The sequence below is a fragment of the Blautia sp. AF19-10LB genome, from assembly GCF_003461245.1.
In the GTDB taxonomy this organism is placed as follows: Bacteria; Bacillota; Clostridia; order Lachnospirales; family Lachnospiraceae; genus Blautia_A; species Blautia_A intestinihominis.
This window is the reverse complement of record NZ_QTWS01000037.1, coordinates 22,037-31,719: the sequence shown is the minus strand read 5'-3', so window position 1 is coordinate 31,719 and position 9,683 is coordinate 22,037. Positions and strand designations below refer to the sequence as shown.

Here is a 9,683-nt window from a genome sequence, read left to right as displayed (position 1 = left end):
AGATAGCACATTTTGTTGAAGTTTCTTTATATTTTATTTTATCTAGCACAACAAGTTAACTTAATGTTTCGCCTCTGAAGTATATCCATCAAATGTTTCCGCTTCCGGATTAAATTCAGTAAATAATTCCTGCATTCTATTTTTGCTTACTTTTTGAAAGCTGCTGATCTTTCCACTTTTGTCTCTCGTTACTTCAATGTACATAGTTCCGTTGCTGTTAGAAAAGATTCCCCTTCCCTCATCATATAAATCTGCTATAATCTTACCATTATAAACCCAGTTTCCTTGAGCATCACAAGATACTCCATAATCAGCATACTCCTGTGGAACAGCAATATTAAGACCTTTTCCCTCTTCACTGCTATATTCGCCCATGTCATCAGCCGCTATGTTCTCACTTCCTCCTTCTTCAAAAACAGATCCTTTCATTTCATCTGCAGTTACAGCTTCTCCGCCGGAACTTTCAACCAATACTGCCGGTTCTGACCAAAAATCATCTGATAACGGTTCTGCCTTTACGTCTGTGATGGTGCCATAGTTTTCCCTTTGCACTTCAACTCGAAGCGTACCTCCACGTTTGGAACTTATTGTATAAGTACCCGGCTTAAACTCATCCCGGAAATATCCAATGGTCTTTCCATCATACATCAGAAATCCTGTTTCTTTCTGGTAAGTTATTCCCGCTTTTGCATATTCAGAAAGCTGTTCTTCGCTGAATACATTTTCATTACTGTCTTTATTTTCGGTGACCGTTTCTGCTTCCTGCTTCGCATATTCTATATTTTCCGGAGAATATGCCATTGTAATTCCCACTGCATCATCAGATGATTTCGACAACTTCATCCCATCTTTTATTTTTTGAAGATTATCCTCATAAAGTGCAATCGTCTCATCTACCTTTTCCTGTGTCCATACAAACCATCCGTCGCCGCCTGTATAAGCTTTTTCACCAATCATAGACTGCAGAACTTCTTTTTCCTCGTCCAGCCATTTCGCATACTCTTCTGCTGTCCACCATTCCACATCCGAACTTGAAAGTGATTCATCTTCCCGGATATTCACTTCGTTTAAAGCAACTGTTGTTTCACCGTTTTCTTGCGCTGTCTCTGTCTTTTTCTCCAAGGATGATGCGGAAGTTGCAAATCCACCTGTCACGCAAATTACCAATACTGCACTTATAATTACTGCAAACTTAGATGTCTTCTTTATCTTCATAATTGCTCTTATCCTCTCTTCAATCGCATTTTTACTGAAACTGTTACATAATGGTGTCAGTCCGCTCTTTTTTTCTTCCATAGATATTAAAGCAGTTGCATATACCGACTTTATATCCATTCCAAATCTACGGACTACGGTTTCGTCACAGGATAATTCCAAATCTCTGTTAAAAAGAATATACATTACCCACACAAGAGGATTAAACCAATGAATGCATACTGCAGCAATCATTATCAGCTTTGTAAGCATATCAAGCCGTCTGATATGCACATATTCATGTTCCAACACATAACGAAGCTGATAAATATTTTTCCATTCTGTATTTTTCGGCATTAAAATAACTGGGCGAATCACACCATAAGAAAGTGGTGCAGCTATGGTTTCTGTCTGCCGGATGGATAGACTCCTTTTTAGTGGATGTTTTTCCTTCCATGCTTCCAAAATATCATTTTCAACAGGCAGCGAAAATCGAAATTCCCGATAACATTTTATATAGGAAACCGCAAAAAATCCAAAACAAAGTAACAGACCTGCCAGCCATATTACACTCAAAATCGAAATGGATTCTGTTCTCTGTACCATAGCCTCTGATAATCCATTTGCTATCTCAGGCATATTCCCATGAATGGGTAAAAATGTTGTCGTTTGCGCCGTTCTCACTGGGTTTATATCAGAATAAATACTCTGCAACAGAGAATAAATACTTGTGACTGATTTTATGGAAAATGGAACTAATAACCGTATTAATGCAATCCACCATAAAATCAAAAATGTTTTCTTCGGTAATCTGTTGATAAGCACAGCCCTTAATACCACAATAAGTAAAATAATAACCGTTCCCAGAAAACTCATTTGCAGCAGGCTCATATACATCACCTCATTCCAATTCACTGACGATCTGCTTCAGGTTCTTAATCTGCTCCATAGAAAGTTTTTTTCTGCCAAGAAGTGCCGCAAACAACTTGTCAACAGATCCATCATATATCTTATCAATAAGTTCATCTGTTTCCAGATCCTGTACCTGTTCTTTTGCTATAAGCGCATGGCACATAAATCCCGGTTCCGTTCGTTCAATCGCGCCTTTATTGATACACCGCTTAATCAATGTATACGTTGTGTTTTTATTCCAGCCTACTTCTCTGTTTAAAGTATCTGCAACATATTTCGCTGGCACGTCACCATCCTTCCACAGAACATCCATTACCTTTAATTCCGAATCAAAAAGTTTGATATTTTCCTCTGTCACTTGTTTCGCCTCCTATAAGACTACAGTAGTCTGTTCTTGTTTTCAGACTACCACAGTCTTATAACATTGTCAATCATTTTCTGTCGCTAGGAAAAGAAAAACAGCCAGCCTTTCGGCTGACTGCTCCATACTAAATATAAACCATTTCGTTCAGTACAATTTCTTCTGCTCTGTTTCTAATATTATTACACCGTTGTACCCAAAGCATAGCATCTTTCCGCTTCAATTCCTCCGTCACTCCCTCAGCCGCTTTCATCTGATCAACAATACACGTAAACCGTTCCTCCGCTTGTTCGTCCAAATCCTCCAGATAGCTCCAAAGTTTTCCGGTCAGCAGTAAACTGGAATATCTACCGTAGCACTGCTTTTTCAGATACTCCCTGTGCATTCGTCCCCACTTACCGATAGATCGCTTTTCCTCCGGCAGCTTCAAGTCTGGGATATAATAATCCCCGACAAGTACATAATCAATGCCATTCTCCGTAATTCTTGTTTTCAAATCCTTCATGGTTCGTTCCTCCTTGGTTTTTCTTATTCTATTACCCAAACGAACCGTTCTATATTGTTACTTCCATATGCACCGTACTCTTGCTTATCCCAAATTTTTTCGCCGCCTGCCGCACCGTTGCCCTGGTCTCAATTATGTAACATGCTACTTCCACTGCCCGCTCTTCAATATAATCTTTCAAAGGAAAATCCCCCGAAGACACTGTTTTTATAGTGTATGCGGGGGATTCTTGTAAACATTCCTTATTCTTTTAATTCAGTGAGATCTCATCGATCAGCTTCAGTTCTTCTTTCGTAAATGGTGCACAGCTGATCGCTTTTACATTGTCAAGGATCTGCTGCGGTTTGGATGCACCGATCAGTACACTGGTCACTTCCTTCTGCTGAAGGAGCCATCCAAGAGCCATGTCTGCAAGTTTCTCGCCACGCTGTGCTGCCAGATCGTTCAACTTACGGATCTGATCAAGTCTGTGTTCGTCAAGAGCGCTTTCCTTAAGGAATCTTCCGTCTGTACGGATACGGCTGTCTTCCGGAATGCCATTCAGATAACGGTCAGTGAGCTGTCCCTGCGCAAGCGGGCTGAATGTGATGAGTCCTTTCTTGAGGATGCCGGTTGTTTTCTTAAGTCCGTTCTTTTCTACCGTTCTGTCAAAGATAGAATAACGGTTCTGGTTGATCACAAACGGGCAGCGCAGGTCTTTGAGGATGGCAACCGCCTCACTGAGTGTTTTGCCATCGTAGTTGGAAAGTCCGACATAAAGTGCCTTACCGCTCTGAACAGCACTTGCCAGTGCTCCCATTGTTTCCTCCAGCGGGGTATCCGGATCCATTCTGTGATGATAAAAAATATCCACATATTCCAGTCCCATACGTTTCAGGCTCTGGTCCAGGCTCGCAAGAAGATACTTGCGGCTCCCCCAGTTTCCGTAAGGGCCATCCCACATTTCATAACCGGCTTTTGTCGTAATGATCAGCTCATCACGGTAAATTCCCAGGTCTTCCTTAAGGATCTTGCCAAAATTCTTCTCCGCACTTCCCGGCTCCGGTCCATAATTATTCGCCAGATCAAACTGTGTGATCCCATTATCAAATGCTGTAAAACAAAGCTGCTTCATATTTTCGAAATTCGCAGTATCCCCAAAATTATGCCACAACCCCAGTGACACCTTCGGCAGCATCAGCCCACTGTTCCCGCAGTGACTGTATTCCATAGTTGTATATCTGTCTTTTGATGCAGTGTACATGATTTTTACCTCCCAATATGCGCATATATTTTATTGCTTTTATAGAAGATTATCACTTCAAGTACACTTGAAGTCAAGAAGTTTTCACTCGATTCACATGATTCATCTCAGGCTCTTCAGATATACCTTCTGTTCCGGTGTTATCCGGTAGCTTTCGACGGCTTTCTGGATTGTCTTCCTGTGTACCCATTCCGGGAGACGCCGTTCTTCCAGATAGGGAATGGTCGCTTCCCATTGTTTTGCCAGAGCTGTGGCAAGATACCAGGCGATCATCATGTTTACATAATATTCTTCCGAACGGACTCCTGCTGCAAGTTCCAGGTATTCCGGTTCAAAAGCCTCGTCCAGATAAAAACTCATCAGCAGACCGATCCCATAACGGATCGTATAAGTTTCACCGGAGGCGATCCAGCTTCTGATCTCCGGCAGAAGTTCTTCTCTGTGCTTCGCAAAACATTTCGGTGCTGGCAGGTCACAGGTCGCCCAGTTATTTATATATGGAAGAAACTTCTTCACTTCGGCAAGACAGGTTTCGTAATCTTTGATCCCTGTCACGATCATCATATGCATGTTATTTTCTTCATAATATCGGTGTGGAAGGACCTGCAGAAATTCTTCTGCCTCCGGTGTCTTTGCAAATTCTTTGGCAAATTTACGCAGCATCGGTGTACGGATCCCTATCAGGGTTTCCTTATCGATCCCCGGCAGAAGTTTACTGTGGAAATCCCTGTACTTCAAATCCTGCATTTCAAATAACTGTTCCTCTAATTTCTCAATATCCAGCATTTCACTGTCTCCCCAAATTCTGTATTTTTATCTGTATTCCTCTCTCACACAACCGGAATCCTGATCTCCGTCACAAACTTGTCCGTATCATTCGTCATTCCATAATCGATCAGCGTGATCTCCCTGGAAAATCCGGCGATCTTAAGGCCCCGTTCCCGTATGTACTCCAGAAGTTTCCTGTAATACTGCGGTGCCGCATTGTGCCCTCCGCAGAAACGGATCGATACGCATTTCTGTTCTGGAAAAATCTCCGTTTTTCCTTCGTAAATATCTTCCTCATCAAGTCTCAGAAAAACAAGGTCATAACTTTGAAAATCGTCCTTCTTTATTTTTTCTTCTGAAATCCCCACGCCAACTTTGCCCAAGAATGCCAGCGGCTCCTTCTGCCCTTTCTGCAGACGGCGGATGGCAGTTTCCAGATCAAGATACGATTCCGGCTTCAGGGAATCTTTCATCCATGCGATCCTGCATTTCGGTGTACAGACCATTTTTATCTGATCCAGTTCTGAACTCACCGCATCCCGAAGCTGTTCCAGGCGGTGGTCGATCTTCCCTGCAATGATATCCAACTCCTGTCTTTTTTTCTCGATGATCTCTTTCTGCCGGACCAACTTCTCCTCCATCACCTGTGTGTCTCTGTCATGTAGAAACTCCGCGATCTCCGAAAGCGGCAGATCCAGCACCCGCAGATAACGGATCGTATTCAGCACTTCAAGCTGACGGACTCCATAATAACGATAGCCTGTTTTTTCATCCACATACTCCGGTTCCAGAAGTCCTTCCTGCTCATAATGGCGTAAAGTCCCCATGCTGACATGAAAAATTTTTGCCACCTCTCCGATCTGGAGCAGTTTTTTATCCTGCATAATGTCCCTCGTTTTCAGATTTTTTCTTACTGTTGTTACCCTTTTTGCACATGATATACCGCGTCTCATACCATGTCAATCCCCTCGCAGAATATAAAAAGCCTCTCTTTCGTACAATCCCTAAGGTATATTTTTCCTGTTTTCTTTATATCTTTAGATAAAAGCCTTTTCGGAGTCTGTCATGCCAAGGGACAAACAAAAAGCTTCTTCCCGGATGGATATGACCATGCTAACCCTGGTGATCCTCCTGACTGTTTTTGGTCTTGTCATTCTTCTCAGTGCCAGCGAATACAATGGCAGAGTCCGTTTCCATGACTCTGCCTATTACTTCAAAAAACAGCTCTTTGCCTCTGCGCTCGGGCTGAGTGCTATGTATTTTGTTTCCAGTATAGATTATCACTTTTTTGTCCGGCTCGCCCCTGCAGCATATCTTCTTTCCATGCTTCTTTCAACAGCCGTGCTTCTCTTTGGACAGGAGATCAACGGTTCCAGGCGCTGGCTGAATCTCGGTCCTCTTTCTTTCCAGCCATCCGAATTTGCCAAAGTCGCTGTTGTCCTTTTTCTGACCTGGCAGATCGATCGCTCCCGCAAAAAGACGGACGGATTCTGGTTCATGTGCCGGACGATGTTTACCCTGCTTCCCATTGTCGGCCTGGTCGGTTCCAACAACTTAAGTACCGCGATCATCATTCTCGGAATTGGTGTCATTCTGATTTTTGCATCGTCACCTCATTATCTCCAGTTCATCGCTCTCGGCGGTGCAGGCATTGGATTTATCGCCATTTTTCTTGCTGCAGAAAGTTACCGTCTGGAGCGCCTTGCGATCTGGCGGGATCCTGAAAAATATGAAAAAGGCTTCCAGACGATCCAGGGACTTTACGCAATCGGAAGCGGCGGGCTTTTTGGACGGGGACTGGGTAACAGTATACAAAAACTGGGCTTCGTACCCGAAGCCCAGAATGATATGATCTATTCGATTATCTGCGAAGAACTCGGTCTCACCGGAGCCATTCTCCTGATCCTTGTTTTTGGTCTGCTCCTGTGGCGGCTCTGTGTGATCTCCATGCACAGTACAGACCTTTCCGGTGCGCTTCTCTCTGCCGGGATCATGGGACATCTGGCGATCCAGGTCATCCTGAACATCGCCGTTGTCACCAACACGATCCCCAACACAGGGATCACCCTCCCCTTCATCAGTTACGGAGGAACTTCCATTGTATTCCTTCTCGGTGAAATGGGGCTTGCCCTGAACGTCAGTCATCACCGCAGATAAATCTTATATGTAAAGATAACCAACTAATGTCTTTTAGAAGAAAAATCCTCCCACAAGATAGACCACAAACGCTGCCAGCCATGCGATCACGCATTGCCCGATCACAACACCAACTGCCCATTTGCCACCAAGTTCTCTCTTTATAGAAGCGATCGCTGCCACACATGGTGTATACAGAAGACAGAACACCAGAAGGCTTGCTGCTGAGAGCGGTGTAATACAGGAAAGCAGTGTCGCTGTATTTCCAAACAGAACAGACAGTGTGGAAACAACACTTTCCTTTGCCATAAATCCTGTGATCAGTGCTGTGGAGATCCTCCAGTCACCAAATCCCATCGGTCTGAAGATCGGTGCCGCTACACTTGCCACCATGGCAAGAATGCTGTCTTTGGAATCCTCCACAATGCTGAGATGCGCATTGAATGTCTGCAGAAACCAGATCACAAGCGTTGCGACGAAAATAACTGTAAATGCTCTCTGCAGGAAATCTTTTGCCTTATCCCAGAGAAGATGTCCGACATTCTTTGCTCCCGGCATACGATAGTTCGGAAGTTCCATAACAAACGGAACCGCCTCTCCACTGAACAGTGTCCGGCGCATCAGAAGTGCCATCAGGATTCCCATCACGATTCCTCCAAAATACAGTGCGATCATCACGATCGCTCCATGTTCCGGGAAAAACGCCACTGTAAAAAATGCATAGATCGGAAGCTTCGCAGAACAGCTCATAAACGGTGTCAGCATGATCGTCATTTTACGGTCACGCTCTGACGGAAGTGTACGGCTCGCCATAACTCCCGGTACGGTACATCCAAAACCGACCAGCATCGGAACGATGCTCCTGCCGGAAAGCCCGATCTTACGAAGCAGTTTGTCCATCACAAACGCAACCCGCGCCATATATCCACTGTCCTCCAGAAGCGAGAGGAAGAAAAACAACGTCACGATAACAGGAAGGAAACTCAAGACACTTCCCACTCCGTTAAACACACCATCGATCACAAGAGAATGAATGACATCGCTCACATTCGCTGCCGTCATCCAACGGTCCACCATACCTCCAAGTGCCGTGATCCCCATATCCAGCAGATTCTGGAGAAATGCTCCGATCACACTGAATGTCAGGAAAAACACAAGTCCCATGATTCCCACGAAACACGGGATCGCTGTATATTTGCCGGTCAGAATCCGGTCGATCTTCATACTGCGAAGATGTTCCTTACTCTCTTTTGGTTTGACAACCGTTTCATCACAGACTCTCTCAATAAAATCAAACCGCATATGTGCGATCGCCGCCGCCCGATCGAGTCCACGTTCTTTTTCCATCTGCTTTATGATGTGTTCCAGAGTTTCCTTCTCATTCTGATCCAGCTTCAGGCTGTCCATGATCAGCTGATCTCCCTCTGCCAGCTTTGCCGCTGCAAAACGGACCGGGATTCCTGCTGCCTGTGCATGATCCTCGATCAGATGCATGATTGCATGAAGGCATCGATGAACAGCGCCTCCGTCTTCATTTGCATCACAGAAATCTATGATCCGTGGTTTCTCCTGGTATTTCGCAACGTGAAGCGCATGCTCTACCAGTTCGTCAATACCCTCGTTCTTGGCTGCCGAGATCGGTATGACCGGAATTCCAAGCATTTCCTCCATGTGATTAACCAGAACAGAGCCTCCATTCTGTCTCACCTCGTCCATCATGTTCAATGCAAGGACCATCGGCACATCCAGCTCCATCAGCTGCATGGTCAGATAAAGGTTTCTTTCTATATTAGTAGCATCAACGATATTGATGATTCCCTTCGGGTGCTCATCCAGGACAAAATTCCTCGTTACGATCTCTTCGCTGGAATACGGTGACATGGAATAAATTCCCGGAAGGTCTGTTACCAGTGTATTGCTTTTGCCACGGATCATTCCATCCTTACGGTCTACCGTAACACCCGGAAAGTTTCCCACATGCTGGCTTGATCCTGTAAGCTGGTTAAACAGCGTCGTCTTGCCACAGTTCTGGTTTCCCGCCAGTGCAAATGTCAATGGTACATGATCCGGCAGTGGATGTTCATCCTTCTTTTCATGGAACTTTCCACCCTCGCCAAGTCCCGGATGCGGCATCGCCTCGGCTGCTTTCTTCTGCAAAGGCGTTGGCTTCTGTTTCGTTTCTTTTGCATCACGGATATTTTCAATCTCAATCTTTTCCGCATCTGCAAGACGCAGTGTCAGTTCATAACTGTGGATACGAAGTTCCATCGGGTCTCCCATCGGTGCATATTTCACCATGGTCACATCACCCTTCGGAATCAGACCCATGTCCAGAAAGTGCTGTCGCAAAGCCCCCTCGCCACCGACAGAGCGAATCGTCGCGGTTTTCCCGATCGGCAGTTCTCTTAATGATGTCATAATCTGCTTTCCTCTTCTTTCCTCTGTTCTTTAGTTTTTATTGATATTTATTACTGTTCACAGGAAATATCCTGCGAGGTGTTTTGCCATGAATATGGCAAAATCCCGAGACATACGGGGCAAAATGCCATCACCGAAGGTGATTT

Annotated in this window: 8 protein-coding genes and 1 pseudogene; 1 reads left to right on the top strand and 8 read right to left on the bottom strand. The window is 44.7% G+C overall.

The window, feature by feature from the left end:
- Positions 1-60: 60 nt before the first annotated feature.
- The 7 genes and pseudogenes from DWX28_RS16185 to DWX28_RS16155 all read right to left on the bottom strand — a co-directional run bounded on the left by DWX28_RS16185 (position 61) and on the right by DWX28_RS16155 (position 5,867).
- Entirely contained in the window at positions 61-2,070 is a 2,010-nt protein-coding gene (locus DWX28_RS16185) for a M56 family metallopeptidase (protein WP_081018946.1), read from the bottom strand.
- Positions 2,071-2,095: 25 nt separating this feature from the next.
- Positions 2,096-2,464, bottom strand: a complete 369-nt coding sequence (locus DWX28_RS16180; protein ID WP_008707144.1) for a BlaI/MecI/CopY family transcriptional regulator — start codon at positions 2,462-2,464, stop codon at positions 2,096-2,098.
- Positions 2,465-2,594: 130 nt separating this feature from the next.
- On the bottom strand, positions 2,595-2,972 hold the full coding sequence (locus DWX28_RS16175) for a TnpV protein (protein WP_008707145.1): 378 nt from the start codon (positions 2,970-2,972) through the stop codon (positions 2,595-2,597).
- 55 nt (positions 2,973-3,027) lie between these two features.
- A pseudogene (locus DWX28_RS16170) lies at positions 3,028-3,153 on the bottom strand (sporulation transcriptional regulator SpoIIID); the annotation flags it as partial.
- 69 nt (positions 3,154-3,222) lie between these two features.
- A complete protein-coding gene (locus DWX28_RS16165; RefSeq protein WP_304650845.1) occupies positions 3,223-4,215 on the bottom strand; it encodes an aldo/keto reductase in 993 nt (330 codons plus the stop codon).
- Between the two features lie 102 nt (positions 4,216-4,317).
- Positions 4,318-5,001, bottom strand: coding sequence for a DNA alkylation repair protein (locus DWX28_RS16160; RefSeq protein WP_173907019.1), 684 nt, complete (start codon positions 4,999-5,001; stop codon positions 4,318-4,320).
- 44 nt (positions 5,002-5,045) lie between these two features.
- Positions 5,046-5,867 carry a MerR family transcriptional regulator gene (locus DWX28_RS16155; RefSeq protein WP_022213427.1) on the bottom strand — a complete coding sequence of 274 codons (822 nt, stop codon included), beginning with the start codon at positions 5,865-5,867 and terminating at the stop codon, positions 5,046-5,048.
- A gap of 181 nt (positions 5,868-6,048) precedes the next feature.
- Here DWX28_RS16155 and DWX28_RS16150 point away from each other — a divergent pair, with 181 nt between their 5' ends.
- Entirely contained in the window at positions 6,049-7,140 is a 1,092-nt protein-coding gene (locus DWX28_RS16150) for an FtsW/RodA/SpoVE family cell cycle protein (protein WP_118253874.1), read from the top strand.
- Positions 7,141-7,173: 33 nt separating this feature from the next.
- Here DWX28_RS16150 and feoB read toward each other — a convergent pair whose 3' ends face one another.
- The gene (gene feoB, locus DWX28_RS16145) at positions 7,174-9,537 is read right to left on the bottom strand and encodes a ferrous iron transport protein B (RefSeq protein ID WP_118253871.1); all 2,364 of its coding nucleotides are present in this window, start codon (positions 9,535-9,537) and stop codon (positions 7,174-7,176) included.
- Positions 9,538-9,683: the final 146 nt, after the last annotated feature.